Origin of the sequence: Stenotrophomonas sp. 57, assembly GCF_030291075.1 — a bacterium.
GTDB lineage: Bacteria > Pseudomonadota > Gammaproteobacteria > Xanthomonadales > Xanthomonadaceae > Stenotrophomonas.
This window is the reverse complement of sequence record NZ_CP127407.1, coordinates 681,487-702,291: the sequence shown is the minus strand read 5'-3', so window position 1 is coordinate 702,291 and position 20,805 is coordinate 681,487. Positions and strand designations below refer to the sequence as shown.

The 20,805-nt window shown below is 67.1% G+C and carries 18 protein-coding genes and 1 riboswitch; of the genes, 8 read left to right on the top strand and 10 right to left on the bottom strand.

From position 1 onward, the window contains the following. Positions 1–24: 24 nt before the first annotated feature. The 4 genes from nusB to QP512_RS03040 all read right to left on the bottom strand — a co-directional run bounded on the left by nusB (position 25) and on the right by QP512_RS03040 (position 2,884). Positions 25–504 carry a transcription antitermination factor NusB gene (nusB, locus tag QP512_RS03055; RefSeq protein WP_286070943.1) on the bottom strand — a complete coding sequence of 160 codons (480 nt, stop codon included), beginning with the start codon at positions 502–504 and terminating at the stop codon, positions 25–27. Then, on the bottom strand, positions 501–968 hold the full coding sequence (ribH, locus tag QP512_RS03050; RefSeq protein WP_012479138.1) for a 6,7-dimethyl-8-ribityllumazine synthase: 468 nt from the start codon (positions 966–968) through the stop codon (positions 501–503). The genes nusB and ribH overlap by 4 nt, the downstream gene beginning before the upstream one ends. Positions 969–1,160: 192 nt before the next feature. Next, complete coding sequence (gene ribB, locus QP512_RS03045; RefSeq protein WP_286070942.1) at positions 1,161–2,261, bottom strand: 3,4-dihydroxy-2-butanone-4-phosphate synthase; 1,101 nt, start codon at positions 2,259–2,261, stop codon at positions 1,161–1,163. Continuing rightward, positions 2,258–2,884 carry a riboflavin synthase gene (locus QP512_RS03040; protein WP_286070941.1) on the bottom strand — a complete coding sequence of 209 codons (627 nt, stop codon included), beginning with the start codon at positions 2,882–2,884 and terminating at the stop codon, positions 2,258–2,260. Before QP512_RS03040 ends, ribB begins: the two co-directional genes overlap by 4 nt. Positions 2,885–2,961: 77 nt before the next feature. Then, positions 2,962–3,107, bottom strand: a riboswitch (FMN riboswitch). A 267-nt stretch (positions 3,108–3,374) separates the two neighbouring features. Between QP512_RS03040 and QP512_RS03035 the strand changes: the two genes are divergently transcribed. From QP512_RS03035 to QP512_RS03020, 4 genes are all read left to right on the top strand, one after another. After that, positions 3,375–3,998, top strand: coding sequence for a hypothetical protein (locus QP512_RS03035; protein WP_286070940.1), 624 nt, complete (start codon positions 3,375–3,377; stop codon positions 3,996–3,998). A gap of 152 nt (positions 3,999–4,150) precedes the next feature. Further along, positions 4,151–5,035, top strand: coding sequence for a hypothetical protein (locus QP512_RS03030; RefSeq protein WP_286070939.1), 885 nt, complete (start codon positions 4,151–4,153; stop codon positions 5,033–5,035). 131 nt (positions 5,036–5,166) lie between these two features. Further along, a complete protein-coding gene (locus QP512_RS03025) occupies positions 5,167–6,030 on the top strand; it encodes a hypothetical protein (RefSeq protein ID WP_286070938.1) in 864 nt (287 codons plus the stop codon). Further along, a complete protein-coding gene (locus tag QP512_RS03020; RefSeq protein ID WP_286070937.1) occupies positions 6,030–6,713 on the top strand; it encodes a hypothetical protein in 684 nt (227 codons plus the stop codon). Before QP512_RS03025 ends, QP512_RS03020 begins: the two co-directional genes overlap by 1 nt. A gap of 36 nt (positions 6,714–6,749) precedes the next feature. Here the strand turns inward: QP512_RS03020 and ribD are convergent, their stop codons facing one another. From ribD to glyA, 5 genes are all read right to left on the bottom strand, one after another. After that, on the bottom strand, positions 6,750–7,835 hold the full coding sequence (gene ribD, locus QP512_RS03015; RefSeq protein ID WP_286070936.1) for a bifunctional diaminohydroxyphosphoribosylaminopyrimidine deaminase/5-amino-6-(5-phosphoribosylamino)uracil reductase RibD: 1,086 nt from the start codon (positions 7,833–7,835) through the stop codon (positions 6,750–6,752). A 78-nt stretch (positions 7,836–7,913) separates the two neighbouring features. Then, entirely contained in the window at positions 7,914–8,435 is a 522-nt protein-coding gene (gene nrdR / locus QP512_RS03010) for a transcriptional regulator NrdR (protein ID WP_004143350.1), read from the bottom strand. 138 nt (positions 8,436–8,573) lie between these two features. Next, positions 8,574–9,023: a hypothetical protein gene (locus QP512_RS03005; RefSeq protein WP_286071983.1), complete on the bottom strand. Its 450-nt coding sequence runs from the start codon at positions 9,021–9,023 to the stop codon at positions 8,574–8,576. Next, positions 9,016–9,486, bottom strand: coding sequence for a hypothetical protein (locus tag QP512_RS03000; protein ID WP_286070935.1), 471 nt, complete (start codon positions 9,484–9,486; stop codon positions 9,016–9,018). Before QP512_RS03000 ends, QP512_RS03005 begins: the two co-directional genes overlap by 8 nt. 67 nt (positions 9,487–9,553) lie before the next feature. Continuing rightward, a complete protein-coding gene (glyA, locus tag QP512_RS02995; RefSeq protein ID WP_286070934.1) occupies positions 9,554–10,807 on the bottom strand; it encodes a serine hydroxymethyltransferase in 1,254 nt (417 codons plus the stop codon). A 226-nt stretch (positions 10,808–11,033) separates the two neighbouring features. Between glyA and QP512_RS02990 the strand changes: the two genes are divergently transcribed. After that, on the top strand, positions 11,034–15,980 hold the full coding sequence (locus tag QP512_RS02990; RefSeq protein ID WP_286070933.1) for an autotransporter-associated beta strand repeat-containing protein: 4,947 nt from the start codon (positions 11,034–11,036) through the stop codon (positions 15,978–15,980). A 92-nt stretch (positions 15,981–16,072) separates the two neighbouring features. On the opposite strand, the gene QP512_RS02985 is transcribed toward QP512_RS02990, so the two are convergent. Next, entirely contained in the window at positions 16,073–16,537 is a 465-nt protein-coding gene (locus QP512_RS02985; protein WP_286070932.1) for an RcnB family protein, read from the bottom strand. Between the two features lie 257 nt (positions 16,538–16,794). Between QP512_RS02985 and ettA the strand changes: the two genes are divergently transcribed. The 3 genes from ettA to QP512_RS02970 all read left to right on the top strand — a co-directional run bounded on the left by ettA (position 16,795) and on the right by QP512_RS02970 (position 20,786). Beyond that, complete coding sequence (gene ettA / locus QP512_RS02980) at positions 16,795–18,459, top strand: energy-dependent translational throttle protein EttA (RefSeq protein WP_108748493.1); 1,665 nt, start codon at positions 16,795–16,797, stop codon at positions 18,457–18,459. 256 nt (positions 18,460–18,715) lie between these two features. Then, on the top strand, positions 18,716–19,405 hold the full coding sequence (locus QP512_RS02975; protein WP_286070931.1) for an outer membrane beta-barrel protein: 690 nt from the start codon (positions 18,716–18,718) through the stop codon (positions 19,403–19,405). A gap of 64 nt (positions 19,406–19,469) precedes the next feature. After that, positions 19,470–20,786 carry an NCS2 family permease gene (locus QP512_RS02970; protein WP_024957255.1) on the top strand — a complete coding sequence of 439 codons (1,317 nt, stop codon included), beginning with the start codon at positions 19,470–19,472 and terminating at the stop codon, positions 20,784–20,786. Positions 20,787–20,805: the final 19 nt, after the last annotated feature.

Genomic DNA, 20,805 nt, shown 5'->3' with positions numbered 1-20,805 from the left:
ATGAACGGTGCGGGACGCAGGGGTTCAGTGACCCGATTCGACCTTGCGCCATTCCACGGCGGCACGATCCAGCACGCCGTTGACGTAGGTGTGGCCGTGTTCGGAACCGAAGCGCTTGGCCGATTCGATGGCTTCGTTGATCACCACGCGGTACGGCACGTCCAGGCGGTAGCGCAGCTCGCACGCCGCCAGGCGCAGCACCGCGCGTTCGATCGCGTCCACTTCCTCGATGCCGCGGTCCAGGTACGGGCCGAGCGCTTCGTCGATGTCGCGACGGTTGTCGAGCACGCCATGCACCAGCGCTTCGAAGTACGCCAGGTCGGCGATTTCGCGGGCCTGTTCGTGGGCGAACTGGGCGATCAGCGACTGGGCGTTGCCGCCGGAGATCTGCCAGGCGTAGATGGCCTGCACGGCACGACGGCGGGCGCGCGAGCGCAGCACCGGATCGACGCCATCGCGGCGGACGGGTTTACCGGAGGGCTTGCTCTGGGTGTTCTTGTTCATGGCAGCTGCTCCAGAAGATTGACCATTTCCAATGCGGCGAGTGCGACTTCCTCGCCCTTGTTGCCGTGGCTGCCGCCTGCGCGGGCCTCGGCGTCTTCAACACGTTCCACCGCCAGCACGCCGTTCAGCACCGGCACGCCGAAATCCAGCTGCACGCGCATCAAGCCTTCGGCGCAGCGGTCGGCCACGTGTTCGTAGTGGCGGGTGTCGCCACGGATGACGCAGCCCAGGGTGAGGATGGCGGCGTGCTCGTGGGCGGCGGCCAGGCGCGCGGCGACCAGCGGCAGTTCCCAGGCACCCGGCACGCGGATCACGTCGATGTTGGCTTCGGCAATGCCATTGCCGGCCAGGCTCTGGCGGGCGCCAGCGACCAGCGTATCGGTGATGCGGGCGTTCCAGCGGCTGGCCAGGATGGCGAAGCGCGCCGATTCGGGAGTGCGAAGATCGCCTTCGTAGTGGCTCATATGCGGCTTGGGGGACTCGATAAGGGGGTAATTCTAGCGTGGATGGGCCCCGGCCGTGGCTGGCGGGGGCCTGGAGGGGGCCTGCTGTAGAGCCGAGCCATGCTCGGCTGCCCTGTCTGGCACCGGACCGGAGAACCCGCGCTGCGCGCATGAGCCGAGCATGGCTCGGCTCTACAAGGGTTCCCCATGGCCTCAGCAGCCCACCGTCTCCACCACTTCCAGGCCGTAACCGGCCAGGCCGACCTGGCGGCGCGGGGTGCCGAGCACGCGCAGCTTGCCCAGGCCCAGGTCAGACAGGATCTGTGCGCCGGCCCCGTTGCGGCGCCACTGGCCCACGTCCTTGTCCTTGCCCGGCACCACCGGCGCCGGCTGCTGGCGCAGGCGGGCCAGCAGGGCTTCGCTATCGCGCGGGGCCGACAGCACCACCATCACGCCCGCGCCCTCGGCATCGATCGCACGCAGAGCGTCGGTGGCCGCCACGCCGAAGTCGTCACGGCGCCAGTGCAGCAGGTCGGCCAGCGGGTTCTCCACCTGCACGCGCACCAGGGTCGGGGTGTCCGCATCCGGGGTACCGCGGACCAGCGCGAAATGCAGGTCGTGGGCGATGCGGTCACGGTAGGTCACCAGCTTGAACGGACCGAATTCGGTGTCGATCTCGCGCTCGTCCACGCGTTCAACGGTCTTTTCGGTGGCCAGGCGGTAAGCGATCAGGTCGGCGATGGAGCCCATCTTCAGGCCGTGCTCGCGCGCGAACACTTCCAGCTCCGGGCGGCGCGCCATGCTGCCATCCGGGTTCAGGATCTCCACCAGCACGCCGGCCGGTTCCAACCCCGCCAGCATGGCCAGGTCAACGCCGGCTTCGGTATGGCCGGCGCGGGTCAGCACGCCGCCCGGCTGCGCGATCAGCGGGAAGATGTGGCCCGGCTGGTGCAGGTCCGACGGCTTGGCGTTGGGCTTCACCGCGGTGCGGATGGTGTGTGCGCGGTCGTGGGCCGAGATGCCGGTGGTGACACCCTCGGCAGCCTCGATGCTGACCGTGAAGTTGGTCTGGAACTGCGCGGTATTGGCCTGCACCATCGGCGCCAGGCCGAGATCGGCGGCGCGGGTGCGGGTCAGTGGCAGGCACACCAGGCCACGGCCATGGGTGACCATGAAGTTGATGTCCGACGGTTTGACCAGCTCGGCGGCCATGATCAGGTCGCCTTCGTTCTCGCGGTCTTCGTCATCGACGATGACGACCATGCGGCCTTGGCGGATGTCTTCCAGGATGTCCGGAATCGGGGCGAAATTCATGCGGCATCTCCCTGCGGGTGCTGAGCGTTGCCCGGCACACCGATCAAACGTTCGACATAACGGGCAACCAGGTCGATTTCCAGGTTCACCGCGCTGCCCACGCCAGTGGCGGAGAAGGCGGTGTTGGCGACGGTGTGAGGGATCAGGGCGACGTCAAAACCCTCGTCGTCCACTTCGTTGACGGTGAGGCTGACGCCGTCCACGCAGATCGAGCCCTTCTTTGCGATGTAGCGGCGCAGCGCGGCCGGCGCGGCGAAGCGCCAGCGCTGGGCACGTGCATCTTCGTGGATGGACAGCACCTGGCCGAGGCCGTCGACGTGGCCGCTGACCAGATGGCCGCCCAGGCGGTCGGTCGGGCGCATGGCGCGCTCCAGGTTGATGACCGCGCCCTCGCGCAGCTGGCCCAGCGTGGTAAGGCCCAGGGTCTCGGTCGAGGCATCTGCCTGGAAGCTGCTGGCGTCGAATGCGATGACGGTGAGGCAGACGCCGTTGATGGCGATGCTCTCGCCCATCTGCACGTGGTCGAACGGCAGGTTGCCGACGTTGAAGGTGAAGCGGACATCGCCGCCGATGGCTTCGCGAGCGGCCAGACGGCCGACGCCTTCGATGATTCCAGTAAACAAGAAACGTTCTCCGCGAAAAGTGAGCGAAAAACGCCGCAAGGCAAACAGGCGGGCGCAGGGCCGCAAAGGCCCTGTGGCACCGTCTTCTTTCATCCGGACTATGACCGTCGGCTCCGGCATTGGACCGGATCTGCTGACCCCCGGCCGTGGACCGGGGCGCTCGCGGGCTCGTGCTTGCGCACCCACCGCCGGTGGGGAATTGCACCCCGCCCTGAAGACGTTTGTGTACCGGCGAACCGGCCCGCGTAGTGTAGCAGCCCGGCCTGAACGGGGTCGGATCCCTTTCCGCAGGAAGGGTTGTGAGGCCATGCAGCACAGGGGGCAGAGCCGTTTTCCTGCGGAAAACGGATCCGACCGCCGACCCAGCCTGTGACGGTCGTCTCTCGCATTTTGTAAAACTTTCATTAAAATCCGCACCGGACGACATGAGGTCGCCACGGGCAGCCGCGAAGGCAGGCCCGCCAATGGACTGAAATTCACAGGAATTCCCATGCGCAAGATCCTGATCGTGGCCGCCCTGCTGGCCGCTGCCCCGTTCTCGGCCTCCGCCGACGCCCTGAGCTACACCTACGTTGAAGGCGGCTGGACGCAGGTCAAGACCAACGACGACCTGCTGGATGACCCGAAGGTCGACGGCGGCTACCTGCGCGGTTCGGTCGCGCTGGCCGAACAGGTCTACGTGTTCGGCGGCTGGACCTACGCCAGCAAGTCGTACAACTACGACTACGGCTCCTACAAGCTGAAGCTGAACCAGCCGGAGCTGGGCATCGGCTACCACATGCCGTGGACCGACCGCGTCGACTTCACCGCTGACGCCGCCTGGGTCCGCCAGCAGGCCGAAATCACCGTCAACTCCGATTTCTACGGCCGCCTGCGCAACAAGGATCACACCAACCTGGGCCGCGTCACCGTGGGCCTGCGTGGCAAGCCGTCGCGCATGACCGAAGCCTGGGTCAAGACCGGCTACATGGACGGCGGCAACCACTTCAAGGGGACCTGGGTCGGCACCCTGGGTGGCCAGATCAACTTCACCAAGACCTGGGGTCTGGTGGGCGAGATCTCCGGCTACCGCGATGTCACCCAGTACTCGGCCGGCGTCCGCGCCAGCTTCTGATCCAACGATCGTTCCTCGTCGTGCGATCGAACGGGCCCCGCAAGGGGCCCGTTTTTTTGGCCGCTGCACGCCGTCACCTGGCCGCGTGGCGCCATCGAAGGTGCAGGCAGATGCGCTAGGCTTGCGCGCCTCTGGAACAGGAAACCACCGTCATGAAGACGCTCACCCGTAGCGTGCTGGCCAGTGCCGTGCTGTGCGCCCCGCTGTTTGCCAGTGCCGCCCCGGCCCAGCTGACGCCCGAACAGGCCTTCGACCTGTACGCGCGCACCCTGCTGGAAGACGACGCGGCCGCCACCCGCACGCTCAACGATGCGCTGAAGCCAGCCTTCGAAGGCCAGGACGCCGTGACCCCAAACCCGGGTGCGCTGGCCAAGGCATTGGCCGAACCCTGGCAGACGGTACTGGCCAGCACCGGCGCCACGTCCGACGCTGCGTCGACCGAAGCGCTGTATGCCAAGGCGCTGCGTGAGTCGAAGTGCCGCGCGACCAAGAGCGTGATCGAAGACAACCAATACGTTGAAGACCAGAAGCTGGCACGCATCAGTTTCAGCTGCCAGGTGCCCGACCTGGGCAAGGTGCGCCCGCTGTTCGCCGCCAGCTTGGCCGCCGATGCCAGCCCGGCCTCGCGCAAGCAGTTCACCGATGCCTATACCCAGGCGCTGCAGAGTCGCTCGCGCGTGCCGGTCAGCGGCACTTTCACCCTGTACCCGGCCAAGGAAAACGGCTACTGGTACAGCGGTAATTTCGATGATCTGGTGGGCACCGTAGCCGGTGCGCTGGCGCCGTTCGAGGACTGGATGCAGGATGCACAGGCGGCCAGCGCGCCGAAGGTGACCGGCGTACCGGGCTGCGACCTGCTGCTGCAGCAGCACCGCGCCTGCGTGGCGAAGATCGCGCCGGAACAGATCAGCGGCGTGGATGCGATGGCCGAGGAACTGAAGTCCAAGGCGCAGGTGCAGTCGGCCGAGGAGATGACGCAGGAGTGCAAGGCACTGCGCCCGATCGCCGAGATGATGTGGACCGACGAATGCGCGTGAGGTGGTAAGCGGTAGCGCCGGGCCATGCCCGGCGACGCCCGCAACGCTGCACATTTTCAGACAAGTTGCATGGACCCGTGCAAGGAACGCCCCTGATCCTCAGGGCCCTCCCGGATTGCCCCTGTGCCGCCATGCTGAAACCCGTCCTGATCCTGCTGCTGGGAGCGCCGCTCACGGCTGTTGCCGCACAACCTGCTGCGCTTTCACTGGAAGATACCTTCGACGCCTATGTGCAGGTCATCCTCCACGGCAACGAGGCGTCCAGGGAAGCGCTACGCAAGCGCAACCTTCTGCGTGGGATCAACGACGGCACGGATGTGATCGTCGCCCCCCTTGATGTGCTCCAACTGCCCAAGGCCGCTTTCAACGGCACTGCAATGGAGCCGGTTTCCCGCGCTCTGGAGATGCGGCAGAAGACCCTGTCCTGCACCATCACCCACATCACCCGGGAGACGGTGGATGCGATGCTGCAGGCCAACGTGGCGTATCGCTGTGCCTTCCCCGACCTCTCGGGCTTCTTCGCGACCTACCGGAACGCGCAGAAGCGACGCGCCGTTGTTGGTGACGATCCGGAAGACGCCAAGGCCCTCTTCGTTTCCTTCGCCAACGCCCTGCGCGACGCGCCGGATCGTTCACATCAGGGCAGGGCGGTGTTCCTCCAGATGCCAGATAGCGGCACCTGGGAGAGCACCAACCTGCCGCTGCTGGGTCTCGCACTGTTGCAACGGGTAATGCCCTTCGACGCATGGAATACGCGTATCGAAGCGGAATCCGTGCCCACGGTCACCGGCATTCCCACCTGCGACCTGATGATGGCCGCACAGCTGGGGTTTCATGCCCGGCACCCTCCCCAGAGTCCCTTCCTGAGCAACGGCATGCTGCAAAGGAATCTGCTCAAGCGTGTGGAGGGAATGAGCGACGAGGAGGCAGCGCGCGATTGCCAGATCACCCATGACCGCAACCGCGAGCTGTGGAACAGGGAGAAGACCGACTGATGCGTGGATCGATCGCGATCAGGCACGTGGTGATCCTCCTGCTGGGCCTGCCGCTCTGGGCGGTAGCCTCCGCGCCTGCCGATCTCTCGCCGCAGGCCGAATACACGCTGCAGGCGCAGGTACTGCTGCACGACGATGCCGCCGCCCGGCAGATACTGCGCGAGCAGGGAGAGGGATATGAGCCTGCCGTTGCCCTGGACTGGCAGTTGCTTGTGGACGATGTGCCTGCAGCACTCGCGCGGCAGGGCGCTACTACGCCTTCCCCGGCTGCGACGCAGGCCTTTGTACAGGCACTGGCAAGACGACTGCCGAGGGTCAGCTGCGCTGCCCGGGAGTTCGTGCCGTCGGGATCGCCGGAGATCGGCCTGTACCCACTGGTCTGCCAGCATCCCGACGTGGAACCCCTCCGGCAGGAATATCTGGCGTTGCGGGCCGCACCTGAAGCAGGGCGCCAGGCACGCATCGATGCGCTCTTCCTGCGCTGGGCGGCGGCGCTGCGCGACGGGCCCGATGTACCACATTGCAGTCGGGTCACCGGGTGGTACCAGGCACGCCATGCGTTCGCCCATGCCGAGCGCGTGCATCAGCTCTATCAGACAATCCTGTGGCGATTGCTGCCGATCGAGTTGTGGCTGGGTGAACCGCTGCTGCCGCAGGAGGATGAGCTGTGTGATGACGTTTGAAGTCCGTCGGGCTCAACCCTGCACGACGTAGGCCCGTTATACCCGCAGCAGCAACCTGATGTCTTCGCCCACCTGCCGCTGATCAACCACACGCAGGCGGCGCTGCTGGTCCATCACTTCGATGCCGAGGCCGGCCAACAGCGGACGGCCGCTGTCGCCCAGCAGCGTGGGCGCCTGATACAGCAGCAGCTCGTCCACCCAGCCACCGCGCAGCAATGCACCGGCCAGCGTCGCGCCGGCTTCGGTATGCACTTCGTTGATGCCGCGTTCGGCCAGCAGGGCCAGCACCGCACCCAGATCCAACCTGCCGCCACTGACAGGCACGCTGGCAAATTCGGCGTCGGCCGCATCCGGTGTGCTTACTGCTGCGTCATGCAGGTACAACGTCGGCGCCCCGCCCTCGCGTACACGGCTGCACTCCAGCGAGCGCAGGCGCGAATCCAGCACCACGCGCAACGGCGGCATCACGTCGGTATCGGCCAGGCGTACAGTCAGCATCGGGTCGTCGGTGAGGACGGTGTCGGCGCCGGTCAGGATCGCGCCGGCGCGGGCACGCCAGTGCTGCACATCCTCGCGCGCGGCCGGGCCGGTAATCCATTTGGAGCTGCCATCGGCCATCGCGGTGCGGCCATCCAGGCTGGCGGCCAGCTTCACCCGCAGCCACGGGCGGTGGCGCTCCAGGCGCGACAGGTAACCCTTGTTGAGCGCGCGCGCCTGCGCAGCCATCAGCCCTTCCTCGACAACGATGCCGGCGTTGCGCAGCAGATCGAAGCCACCGCCATCGACCTTCGGGAACGGATCGCGCATCGCCGCAACCACGCGCGACACGCCCGCTTCGATCAGCGCCAGCGCGCAGGGTGGTGTGCGCCCATAGTGCGCGCAGGGTTCCAGGGTGACGTAGGCGGTGGCCCCACGTGCTTCGCTGCCGGCCTCGCGCAGGGCGAACACCTCGGCATGCGGGCCACCGGCGCGCTGGTGCCAGCCCTGCCCGACCACGCGTTCGCCATGGGCGATGACACAGCCGACCATCGGGTTCGGGCGGGTGGTGTAGGCGGCGCGCTCGGCCAGGCGCAGTGCGTTGGCCATGTGCAGGTGGTCGAGGATGGAGAACGGGGTGGTCATGCGGCCATGGTAACGCCGCCGGTGTGCATCCATGCCATCAGTGCCAACCAAGGCTGGCATCTACCGGGGAAAAGGCGGTCAGCCCTTCTTCTTCTTGGTCAGGGCGATCACGTCGCCCAGCAGCTGCAGCTGTTCGGTGCTGGACGGCAGGTCACGTTCCAGCTTCTCGATCTCCTCGCGGAAATCAGCCACGTCCTCGAAGCTGCGATACACCGACGCAAACCGCACATACCCGACATGATCGAGCTTGCGCAGTTCATTCATCACGAACTCGCCAACCTTGATCGAAGGCACTTCGCGCTCGCCGCTGATGCGCAGCTGATGCACCACCGCACGCACCGCCGCTTCAATCTTGTCTTCGGCCACCGCGCGCTTCTGCAGCGCGCGATCGAAGCCGGCGCGCACCTTGCGCTGGTCGAAGGCTTCGCGGGTGCCATCACTCTTGACGATGGCCGGCAGCTTCAGCTCGACCGTTTCCATGGTGCTGAAACGCTCGCCGCACGCTTCGCATTCACGCCGACGGCGAATCGTCGCGCCGTCTTCAGAGACGCGCGAGTCGATGACCCGGGTATCGGCATGTTGGCAGAAGGGGCAATGCATGGAACGCCTGGCTGAGGGAGCAACCTGATTGCCACGGTCATGGCAGCGTCGCAAAGGTACCTGAGAAAGGGCTTAGCAGCAAATGCTGTCTGCGCGGAAGTGCCTGCCCGACGACCCATGGCACGCGCCCCAGGCAGCTCAGCAGGCTTGGTCAGCTCCGAGAGGCGTCTGACGCCAACGCAACCACGCCAGATGTGCGGCCGGCAGTAGAAACGGCGGGCCCAAACCGAGGTAGGCCAGCGGGGCGAATTCGCCCTGTTTGAACACCAGGTGCAGCGTGACGGCGACCACGGCCAATGCCGCCAGAACGCCCACCCCCAACCCCACCCACGCAGCAAGCGACGATTGCTGCAGGCCGGCCCGGCCACGCCGCAGGAACACGCCGCTCAACCACAGCCACGACAGCAGGCCGATGATGCCACCCGACGACCACAGCAGCAGCACCGTGAGTTCGTTGCCGGGCAGATACTTGCCGTCCACCGCGACCATCAGCCCCAGCACCGCGACGGTGCCTGCGGCGGCAAGGGCCGGCAGTCCCAGCAGCAGGCCGCCGACCGCCACCATGCGCTTGTGTCCGCTTTCATCCATGGCGCGTCGGCGCTCCCGCAAAGGTGGCAGCATCAGCGCGCGCACGCAGAAGCGTCAACATGCCGGCAGGCACCAGCAGCGACGGCCCGGCGAACAGCCCGCTGAGCACGGATGGGCCAAGCTCGGAGAAGTAGTACAGCGCCATCGCCAGCATTGGCAGGCCCGCCAGCACGCCCAGGCCCAGCAGCCACCACCAGCGGCGTGATGCCGTGTGCAGCCCGCGTGCGCCATCGCGCAGCCAGAAGATGCTGAGTGCGACCCAGGCCACCAGGCCGGCGATCGCGAAGGATCCCCACGCGAACATGCCGGCGGCAAACCACAGTTTGTCCGCGTCCAGGGTAGCCAGTCCGATCACGCCCATGACCAGGGCGATGCTGGCGCCCGCGCCGCCGAAGAACAGGCTGGGCAGGCCAAACAGCACCGCCACGGCGGTGTACAGGTACCTGAGGTGGCGCTCTTCCATGCGCGGTTGCTCCAATGCTGGGGTCAGAGCCCTTCCCTGCGGGAAGGGATCCGACCCCACTCCCCGATCAGCCGTAGACCGGGTACTTGCGGCACTGCGCGCTGACGGCATCACGCACGCGGGCGATCACGGCGTCATCGTTCGGCGCGTCGAGCACATCGGCGATCCAGTTGGCCAGGTCCACGCAGTCCTGTTCAACGTAACCACGGGTGGTCACCGCCGGGGTGCCCAGGCGCAGGCCCGAGGTCACGAACGGCGAACGCGGGTCGTTCGGCACCGAGTTCTTGTTGACGGTGATGTGCGCCTTGCCCAGCGCAGCTTCCGCGTCCTTGCCGGACACGTCCTTGCCGATCATGTCGACCAGCATCAGGTGGTTCTGGGTACCACCGGAGACGATCTTGTAGCCGCGCGCGATGAGCGTGTTGGCCATCGCCTGGGCGTTCTTCACCACCTGCTGCTGGTAGGCCTTGAAGCCCGGTTCCAGCGCTTCCTTGAAGGCCACGGCCTTGCCGGCGATGACGTGCATCAGCGGACCGCCCTGGATGCCCGGGAACACGATCGACTGCAGCTTCTTGACCAGGTCTTCGTCGGCACCCTTGGCGACGATGATGCCGCCGCGCGGGCCGCGCAGTGTCTTGTGGGTGGTGGAGGTCACCACGTGGGCGTGTTCCAGCGGGCTCGGGTAGACGCCGGCGGCGACCAGGCCGGCCACGTGGGCCATGTCCACGAACAGGTAGGCACCGACCTTGTCGGCGATGGCGCGGAAGCGCGCCCAGTCGATCACCTGCGAGTACGCCGAGAAACCAGCCACGACCATCTTCGGCTTGTGCTCCAGGGCCAGGCGCTCGACTTCGTCGTAATCGATCAGGCCCTGGTCGTTCACGCCGTACTGCACGGCGTTGAACAGCTTGCCGGAGGCATTGACCTTGGCACCGTGGGTGAGGTGGCCGCCGTGGGCCAGGCTCATGCCGAGGATGGTGTCACCTGGCTGCAGCAGCGCGAAGTACACGGCCTGGTTGGCCTGCGAACCGCTGTGCGGCTGCACGTTGGCGTAGTCGGCCCCGAACAGCTGCTTCAGGCGGTCGATCGCCAGCTGCTCAGCGATGTCCACGTATTCGCAGCCGCCGTAATAGCGCTTGCCCGGGTAGCCTTCGGCGTACTTGTTGGTCAGCTGGCTGCCCTGGGCTTCCATCACCGCCGGGCTGGTGTAGTTCTCGCTGGCGATCAGCTCGACGTGGTCTTCCTGACGCTGGGTTTCGGCGGCGATGGCCTTGGCCAGTTCGGGATCGTAGGTTTCGATGCGGACGTCACGCGGGAACATCGGTTACTCCAGGCAGGGTGAGGAACAACGAGTTGTTCATTGTAAGGCCGACGGCCCGGTCCCGTCAGATCTCGTTGCCGCTGGAACGACTGCCACCTCGCCCGGGTGACCCAATCCGTGACCCCATTCCTTGAATAATCCAGAAAATCTTGCTCCAGACCCTTCAGGACTCTTCTGTCCGGCCGATACCGCTGCTCCAGCCAGAAGCCTCAAGGAAGTGTTGCTCGTGAACCGTCTGTATCGCCTGGTCTTCAACCACGCCCTGAAGACCGTGCAGGTCGTCTCTGAAATCGTCACTGGCAGCCGTCCTGGCCGTTCCCCCTCCCCCGCCCATGCGCCTTCGCTGTCACTGCGGCTGCTGGTGCCGGCGCTGGCTCTGGCGTGTTCAGCCACAGCCCAGGCCGCCGCACCGGCAGGCTGGAACAAGTGGGGCGTGGGCAACTCGATCATCTGGTTCCAGGCCAGCAACTGGTCCGGCGGCGTGCCCACGGCAACGTCCGCGGCGGCCTACATCGATGGCTTCTCGCGCGTGGAATCCCCCGGCGCCGTCAGCAACCATCTGCACGTGGGCTACGAAGGCACCGGCACGCTGGATGTCATCAATGGCGGCACGCTGACGTCGTCCACCATCTTCATGGCGACCCAGGCAGGTTCAACCGGCCAGGCCAACATCGACGGCGCTGATTCGTTCTGGCGCAGCAACACCACCATCGGCGTGGGCCATGCGGGTACCGGACGCGTGACCATCACCGGCGGCGGGGCGCTGGACATCCGTACCGACAGCTACATCGGCGCCACCCCGACCGGCAACGGCACGGTCTATGCCACCGGCGATGACTCGCGCTTCCTGACCGGCGGCAACCTGTTCGTCGGCAACGAGGGGGTGGGCCTGGTCAGCATGCAGGCGGGCGCGGACATGACCAGCGGCAGCGCCTATGTCGGCAACACGGCCACCGGCAACGGCACGGTCGAAATCACCGGTGCGGGCAGCACCTGGGTCAACAGCGGCAGCCTGGCGATTGGCAGCAACGGCACCGGCACGGTGAAGGTCCTGGATGGCGGCAGCGTAACCGCTGGCACGTTCATCGCGCTGGGCCGCCTTCCGGCCGGGGCTGCACGCAGCAGTGGCACACTGATCGTGGATGGCCCCGGTTCGCAATTCACCGGCAGCACCCAGATGGTCGTCGGCGGCTCCGGCGACGGCACGGTGCAGATCAGCAACGGCGGCCGGATGGACATCGCAGGCTCGGTGGTGATCGCCGAGCAGGTCGGCAGCACCGGCACCGTGTCGGTGAGCGGCACCGGCAGCGAATGGCACAGCACCTACCTGCGCGTGGGCGCCAACGGTGATGCGCAGTTCAACGTGGCCAATGGCGCGACGGCACGCGTGGACACCGCCATCGACGTCGGCCTGACCGCCAGCAGCAAGGGCGTGCTGACGATCGGCAACAATGCGGTGCTGAGCGTTGGCGACGGCACAAGCGGCCGCATCACTCCCGGCCAGGGCGATTCCTCGCTGGTGATGGACGGCGGCACCCTGCAGGGCAATGGCACGCTGCAGGTCAGCACCAAGGTGGACCTGCAGGGCAGCGGCACGATCGCCTCGGACAGTGCGGTGGACGTCTGGGGCACGGTGTCGGGCACCGGTCTGTTGACCAAGACCGGAACCGGTACGCTGTCGATGAACAGCAACAACACCCATAGCGGAGGCATGCACATCCAGGGCGGCCGCCTGGTCCTGGGCAGTGCCTCGGCCGCCGGCACCGGCGCGCTGACGATGGCCGATGCCACCTCGCTGGCGTTCGGCCTGAACACCCTGGCCGTTGGCAATGCGATCCGCCTGGACGGCACGGTGAACGTCGACCTGACCGCGGGCCAGTCCGCACTGCTGTCCGGCGCGATCGACGACAGCAGCGCCCACGGGCGCCTGGTCAAGACCGGCACCGGCCGTCTGACCCTGTCGGCCGCCAACAGCTACAGCGGCGGCACCCAGGTCGATGCAGGCACCCTGGCGGTCGCCACCACCGGCGCGGCAGGCACCGGCGAGGTGCGCCTGGCCAATGGCACCACCCTGGCCTTCGCCGGCAGCGCCGTTGCCTTGGGCAACGCCGTGGTGCTCGATGGCAGCAGCACCGTCGACGTAGCCCTCGGTACGGGACGGCTGACTGGCGTCGTGGTCGATGGCAACGGCATCGGTACGCTGGTCAAGACCGGCTCCGGCGTCCTGGCACTGGAAGCGGCCAACACCCATTCCGGTGGCGTGCAGGTGCAGGCCGGCGGCCTGATGCTGGGCAATGACACCGCCGCAGGCAGCGGCCAGCTCTCACTGGCCAACGGCACGACGCTGGGGGTTACCCGCGCAGGCCTGGATGTGGCCAATGCAATCAGCCTGCAGGGCAGCGGCAACGTGCTGCTGGACAACGGCCGCGACGCCCGCCTTTCCGGCGTCATCAGCGACAGCGCCAGCAGCGGCCGCCTGGTCAAGTCGGGCACCGGCATGCTGACCCTGGCCGGCAGCAACACCTACAGCGGTGGCACGACCATCAGCAACGGCATGCTGAAGATCGAGCGCGAAGATGCGCTGGGCAGCGGCGCGGTGCAGATCGGCAACGGTGCTTCGCTGGGCCTGGCCGGCAACACGCGGGGGGTCGCCAATGACATTTCCCTGGCCGGCACTGCCGGCGTGGTGGTCTGGCCGGGCAGCGCCACGCTGGACGGCGTGATCAGCGATGGTGGCAGCCGTGGCACGCTGGTGAAGAGTGGCGCAGGCACCCTGGTGCTGTCTGCAGCGAACCGCTTCACCGGCGGCGTGCAGGTGGACATGGGCACGCTGGCGCTGGGCAACGCTGCAGCAGCCGGCAGCGGTACGCTGACGATGAACGACTACACCACGCTTGCCTTCAACGGCAGCGGGTTGAACATCGCCAATACCCTGCTGCTTGGTGACCGCGTAACGGTGCGCACGGACGATGCCACGCAGCTGTCGGGCAGCATCGGCGATGCAACCGGCAACGGACGCCTGGTCAAGACCGGCACGGGCACCCTCACCCTGTCCGGTACCAGCACCTACAGCGGTGGCACCCAGCTGGATGCCGGCACGCTCGCGGTGAACGGTAGCAACGCCCTGGGCAGCGGCGCGGTGCAGCTGGCCGATGGCACGACCCTCACCCTGGTGGGCAGCGATGTCGTGCTGGGCAATGCGCTCGCACTGGAAGGCGAAGGCACCATCGACGTGGCCAGTGGCAGTGCCACCATCAACGGCGTGATCCGCGACGGCGAGCGCAGTGGCGGCATCATCATGATGTCGCTGGCTGTTTCGCCGCTGGCAGCGCCTGCCCCGGCGTCGGGCACGCTGGTCAAGACCGGTGCCGGCGAACTGGTGCTGGGCGCCGACAGCAGCTACAGCGGCGGCACCCGCATCGAGGCCGGCAGGCTGCGTCTGCAGGACCGTGCGGCGATCGTCGGTAACATCGCCATCGCCGCTGGTGCCGGCCTGGACGTGGCGCGCTCGGCGGACAGCCGCTTCAGCGGCGTGCTGTCCGGCGCCGGTGAAGTGCGCAAACTCGATGCCGGCCAGCTGTGGCTGACCAGCGACAGCCATGCGTTCAGTGGCCAGACCCTGATCGAGCGTGGCAGCCTGTTCGTGCAGGGCGCACTGGGCGGCGCCACCACCCTGGGGGCAGCCACCCTGCTGGGCGGCACCGGCACGCTGCAGGACGTGAGCCTGCTCGATGGCGCCAGCCTGGCCCCGGGCCTGGAAGGCGGCATCGGTACGCTGAACATTTCGGGCAACCTCGCGTTCAGCCAGAGCGCGCGCTTCAACGTGGACGTTGCCGCCGATGGCAGCAGCGACCGGGTGCGCGTGGGCGGTACCGCCATCCTGGGCAACGCCGGCACCGTGGCGCTGGCACGCGGCAGTGACTGGTCGCCGCGCACCCGCTACACCCTGCTGACGGCCGACCAGGCTGTGCAGGGCGTGTTTGCCGGCGTCACCAGCAACTTCGCCTTCCTGACCCCGAGCCTGGAATACGACGCCAACAACGTCTACCTGACCCTGGCCCGCAACGACATCGCCCTGCCGGACGTCGAAGAAGCGTTCCCCGACGTGAAGGTCAACCGCAACCAGAAGGCCGTCGCCACCAGCGTCGAAGCGATGGGCACCGGCAACGCGGTGTACGACGCCGTGGTGCGGCTGGAGGTCGACCAGGTGGTTCCGGCCTTCGACAGCCTGAGTGGCGAGATCCATGCCGCCCACCGCGGCACGCTGCTGCAGAACCGGTTCCTGCACGATGGCGTCGACCGCCACCTGGACGGCACGGTGATGGCCGGCGAGATCGCACCGGGCGTGCGCGCCTGGATTGCCGGCAGCGGCGGCCAGCGCCGTACCGATGCCAGCAGCGAAAATGCCGGCCTGCGCGCCTCGCAGCACGGCGTGATGGCCGGTGCCGGCTGGCAGCTGGGTGAGTCGCTGGAGCTGGGCGTGGCCGCGGGCCAGCAACAGCTGGTCAGCCGCCTGGCCCAGCGCGATGCGCGCAGTGAAACCGACAACACCGAGTACGGCCTGTATGCGCAGTACCGCTGGCAGGGCCTGAGCCTGCGCGGCGGCGTCAGCCGTGCCGACTACCGCACCGACAGCACCCGCACCGCCCAGGTCGGGACCACGCTCAGCGAAGGTCTTGTGTCCCGCGAAGATGCCACCGGCACCACCGCGTTCCTGCGGGCCGGCTGGAGCTTCGGCGGCCCGCGCCTGCAGCTGACCCCCGAACTGGAACTGGCCCAGGTGCGCCTGAGCAGTGACGGCAGCCAGGAACACGGCGGCCACAGCGCCCTGCAGCTGGAGAGCAGCAGCGCGACCTATCGCACCGGTCTGGCGGCACTGCGTGTGGACTGGGACATCAGCGGTGGCCAGCGTGACCGTGCGGCGCTGACCGCCCGCGTGGGTTGGCAGGCAGCCGGCGGTGATCGCCTGCCGCAGGTCGACGCGCGCTTCGTGGAAGGTACCCAGGGCTTTGCGATCAACGCTGCGCCACTGGCCCGCCGCAGCGCCCTGGCGCAGTTCGGCGTGGCGGTGAGCCCGACCGACAACAGCCGCGTGGCACTGCAGATGCAGGGCCGCCGTGGTGATGGCCAGCGTGATGTGGGTGCGCAGCTGGACTGGTCGGTGGCGTTCTAAGCGAAGAACGGGGTCGGAGCCATTCCTGTGGAAAGGGCTCCGACCCCGGGTACCTCAGTAGATCCACGCCATGCGTGGATCCGACCGCCGGCTCAGCGCCCGCTGAGCACGTACTGGGCGATCACACCGGTGGCGATGGCCACCAGCAGCATGTTGCCGCGGTCATCGCGGATCCAGTGGTGGCCGTACGGCGGGCGACGCAGGTGGTAGCGCGGGTAGTCATTCACCACGTAGACCGGCCCACGGTAGTAGTCGCGGTAGGGGGAACCGACCCGCCAGCCGTAGCCGCCATAGCGCGGCGGCGGCGGTGCCGGGCGATAGACCACGCGGGGCGGTGCCGGGCGGTAGTAGCGGTCATGGTCGCGGTGCCAGTCGCGGCGTGCCTCGCGGCGGTCGCGCTCCCAGTCTCGGCGGTCCTGGCGCCACTCACGGCGATCCTCCCGCCACTCACGGCGGTCGTGGTCGCGGCGATGGTCGTTGTCGGCGAAGGCCGGGGCCACGGCGCCCAGCGCCAGCACAGAGGCCACAGCACTGGCCATTACTCGATTGATGCGCATGTGTCAGACCTCTGCTCGGGTGGGTGGTGAGCCCATATTGCGCAACCGATCTGAACCGTTTCCGGCTGGAAACGCTTCCCGTTGCAGGACTGTGACCCAGTATTCAGGCCACGGCCAGCCCGGCGCCCCTTCCCGGGCGCGGCCCGGAACCGGTTCCGGCTATAATTGGCGGTATTCCATTCCAGACTGTGCCCGCTGCCGCAACGGGATCTTCCCGCTGACGGACGGGTGCAGGGCCGCGCCCTTACGGAGACCTCATGTCCTCGCAATACATCTACACCATGAACCGCGTGTCCAAGGTGGTCCCGCCCAAGCGGCAGATCATCAAGGACATCTCGCTGTCCTTCTTCCCGGGCGCGAAGATCGGCCTGCTGGGCCTGAACGGCGCCGGCAAGTCCACTGTGCTGAAGATCATGGCCGGCGTGGACACCGATTTCGAGGGCGAAGCCCGCCCGCAGCCGGGCATCAAGGTCGGCTACCTGGCACAGGAACCGGAACTGGACCCGACCAAGACCGTGCGTGAAGCGGTGGAGGAAGGCGTGGGCGAAGTGCTGCAGGCCCAGGCCGCGCTGGAAGCGGTGTATGCCGCCTACGCCGAGGAAGGCGCCGACTTCGACGCACTGGCCAAGGAACAGGAGCGCCTGGAGGCGATCCTGGCCGCCGGCGATGCACATACCCTGGAAAACCAGCTGGACGTGGCCGCCGATGCGCTGCGCCTGCCGCCGTGGGATGCGATCGTGGGCAAGCTGTCCGGTGGTGAAAAGCGCCGCGTGGCACTGTGCCGCCTGCTGCTGCAGAAGCCGGACATGCTGCTGCTCGACGAACCGACCAACCACCTGGACGCCGAGTCGGTGGAATGGCTGGAACAGTTCCTGGCGCGCTATACCGGCACCGTGGTGGCGGTCACCCATGATCGCTACTTCCTGGACAACGCCGCCGAGTGGATCCTGGAACTGGACCGCGGCCGCGGCATTCCGTGGAAGGGCAACTACACCGACTGGCTGACCCAGAAGGATGAGCGCCTGAAGCAGGAAGACAACCAGGAAAAGGCCCGCCAGAAGGCGATCCAGAAGGAACTGGAGTGGTCGCGCCAGAATGCCAAGGGCGGCCGCACCAAGGGCAAGGCCCGTCTGGCCCGCCTGGAAGAGCTGCAGTCGGTCGATTACCAGAAGCGCAACGAGACCAATGAAATCTTCATCCCGCCGGGCGAGCGCCTGGGCAATGCGGTGATGGAGTTCAAGAACGTCTCCAAGAAGTTCGGCGACCGCCTGCTGTTCGACGACCTGAGCTTCCTGGTGCCGGCTGGCGCCATCGTCGGCATCATCGGCCCCAACGGTGCCGGTAAGTCGACCCTGTTCAAGATGATCACCGGCCAGGAAAAGCCGGATTCGGGCGAGATCGTGGTCGGCCCGACCGTGAAGCTGTCCTACGTGGACCAGAGCCGCGACGCACTGGAAGGCAACCACAACGTCTTCCAGGAAATCGCCGGCGGCCTGGACATCCTCAACATCAACGGCATCGAGATCCAGTCGCGCGCCTACATCGGCCGCTTCAACTTCAAGGGCCAGGACCAGCAGAAGATGGTCGGTTCGCTGTCCGGTGGTGAGCGTGGCCGCCTGCACATGGCCAAGACCCTGCTGCAGGGTGGCAACGTGCTGCTGCTCGACGAACCGTCCAACGACCTGGACATCGAAACCCTGCGTGCGCTGGAAGATGCGCTGCTGGAATTCCCGGGCAACACCTTCGTCATTTCGCATGACCGCTGGTTCCTGGACCGCATCGCCACGCATATCCTGGCGTTCGAAGGCGATTCGCACGTGGAGTTCTTCCAGGGCAACTACCGCGAGTACGAAGAAGACAAGCGCCGCCGCATGGGCGACGACGCTGCGCCGAAGCGCCTGCGCTTCAAGGCGCTGAAGTAACTGCAGGAAAACGCAAACGGCCGCGCTCTGCGCGGCCGTTTGCGTTTGCGCCACTGCCAACCGCGATTCCTGTTGTCGTTTTTGGCGCGCTCGCAGTCCTGAGCACCCGTGCCTTCCGCGTTCCGGTGTCGATCAAGCCCTCTTGATGTCCTGTCGCACACGGCCTGCCTGCGACGTTGCAACTATTTGTATGTACCGTGCCCCCTGCATCGGCTTTCCTACGCCCCGCTTCATCCCCCAACGTAGGAAACCCGCAATGAAAGCACTGATCACCACCACGGCAGCCCTGATGCTGTCGGGCACCGCCGCGGCCGCCAGCTCCGACTGGGACGGCTACTACTTCGGCGTGCAGGCGTCGCACAGCGAAGGCCACAGCAAGGACCGCAGCAACGCCAACGCGTCGGAAAAGAGCATCCGCGGCTTCAGCGGCGGCGTGCAGGGCGGCCGTCGCTGGCAGTTCGACAACAACATCGTGGTGGGCCTGGACGGTTCGCTGTCCTTCGGCAATGTCGCGCGCGACTGGAAGGACCGCGAGCAGCACCAGTACAGCCCGTACCACGGCAAGGATGCAGTGACCCGCGCCGGCGCCGTTGATGTGACGCTGGGCCGCGCGATGGGCCGCTGGCTGCCCTACGTCGGTGCCGGCGTGACGGTGGCCCGGCAGGAATTCACCCTGGGCTGCGACAAGTCGCTGGTGGAGGCCACCAACGGCTGCCGCGTGGCCGAATTCGAGACCCGCGCCTCGCACGTGTCCACCGGCGCCCACGCCACGGCAGGCGTGCTGTACCGCTTCAACGACCGCCTCTCGGCCGGTGCCGAGTACCGCTACACCCACCTGGGCTCCAGCCCGGTGACTCTGGAAGATCCCAACTATCCCGCTGCGGCCCGTCGCAGCTTCCATACCGACTACAGCAGCGTTACGCTGAAGTTGAACTACCACTTCTAACCGCCTGGCGACGTACCCGCAGGTCCCCAGGGGCGGCAGGGCGCGCAGGCATGAGAGATCTGCGATGTCCCTGTTCGAGCGCCTGTTCCAGCTGCAGCAGCACGGCACTACCGTGCGCACCGAGCTGCTGGCTGGTGTCACCACCTTCCTGACGATGTCCTACATCGTCTTCGTGAACCCCGAGATCCTCGGCACCACCGGCATGGATGCCGGCGCGGTGTTCGTGGCCACCTGCCTGGCCGCGGCGCTGGGTTCGGCGGTGATGGCGCTGGCCGCCAACTTCCCGGTGGGCATGGCGCCGGGCATGGGCCTGAACGCATTCTTCGCCTTCACCGTGGTCGGCGCTGCGGGCCTGCCGTGGCAGCAGGCACTCGGTGCGGTGTTCATTTCCGGCCTCGTCTTTCTGGTGCTGTCGCTGACCGGAGTGCGCGCATGGCTGGTATCGGGCATTCCCTCGTCGCTGCGTTCGGCCATCGTGGCCGGCATTGGCCTGTTCCTGGCAATCATCGCGCTGCAGAAGTCGGGCGTGATCGTCGGCAACGAAGACACGCTGGTGGCGCTGGGCCCGTTGAACACGGCGCCGCCGCTGCTGGCCCTGGCCGGCTTCCTGCTGATCGCGGTGCTGGAAGCGCGGCGCATCCGTGGTGCGATCCTGATCGGCATCCTGGCCGTGACCGGCGCGGGCTGGGCGTTGGGCGACGTGCAGTACCAGGGCCTGGTTTCGCTGCCACCGAGTCTGGCACCGACCTTCCTGCAGCTGGACCTGCCGGGCCTGCTGCACCATGACGGCGGCGCACCGATCGCCGTGCTGCTGCAGGTGGTGCTGGTGTTCGTGCTGGTGGAAGTGTTCGATGCCACCGGCACGCTGTACGGCGTGGTCGGCCGCGCCGGCCTGCTGAAGCTGCCCGGCGCGCAGAAGCGTTTCGGCCGCGCGCTGCTGGCCGACAGCACCGCGATTGTTGCAGGCTCGATGCTCGGCACCAGCAGCACCACTGCCTTCGCTGAAAGCGCCTCGGGCGTACAGGTGGGCGGCCGCACCGGCCTGACCGCATTGGTGGTGTCGGCACTGTTCCTGGCCGCGCTGCTGTTCTCGCCGCTGGCGTCGATGGTGCCCAGCTATGCCACCGCACCGGCGCTGCTGTTCGTGGCCGGCCTGATGCTGCGCGAACTGGTGGAAGTGGACTGGAGCGACCTGACCGAATCGGTGCCGGCGGCCCTGTGTGCGCTGGCGATGCCGTTCACTTATTCGATTGCCAACGGTCTGGCGTTCGGCTTCATCGCCTATGCCGCGCTGAAGGCCGGCACCGGGCGCTGGCGCGAAGTGCATCCGGCAGTCTGGCTGGTGGCGGTGCTGTTCACCCTGCGCTACGCGCTGGAATGATGCCTGGCTGAGGGTCGGA